Genomic DNA, 437 nt, shown 5'->3' with positions numbered 1-437 from the left:
CTGGACCATAAAGGTCGGCGTCTAGAGGATATTTGGGCGCTGTCGTCCTTTTGGCTAGAACACACCCACGACTATATTCAGTGGCTGTTCCCTATTCCTGAGGCGGGCAGGTTTAACGGCTTTGCGCCCCTTTTAACACCCACCGTGCAAGCTGCCTTTCAAGATAGCGATGTTATGCGCCAGCACCAGCAGCAATCGCTAGCGGTGATGCTTGATTTTTTTGGCCTCGCTCGGGATGAAAACGGCATCGTTGCTCAACCAACGTTAGCGATACCAACGCACATCTGGCTGAAAGCCGGTGGCCATAACCATTTACGCATCACGCGTATCATTCGGTCACTGGCGCTGTGTCATCAGCCAGGCCTCGCACGCACTTTTCAGCAAGCCGTCATCGAGATTGGCACCCACCGGGGTGTGGTTTCTGATTCATCAATTCA

Annotated in this window: 1 protein-coding gene; it reads left to right on the top strand. The window is 53.3% G+C overall.

Annotation, left to right across the window (positions count from 1 at the left end; all coding sequences use genetic code 11):
- Nucleotides 1-437 (top strand): opioid growth factor receptor-related protein (locus tag CWI66_RS17740; protein WP_332868417.1); only part of this gene is annotated, 437 nt, incomplete at both ends.

The organism is Halomonas sp. 141, from assembly GCF_002810305.1.
In the GTDB taxonomy this organism is placed as follows: Bacteria; Pseudomonadota; Gammaproteobacteria; order Pseudomonadales; family Halomonadaceae; genus Vreelandella; species Vreelandella stevensii.
Note: the sequence above shows the minus strand (reverse complement) of the source record. Positions and strands in the feature narration are given on the sequence as shown.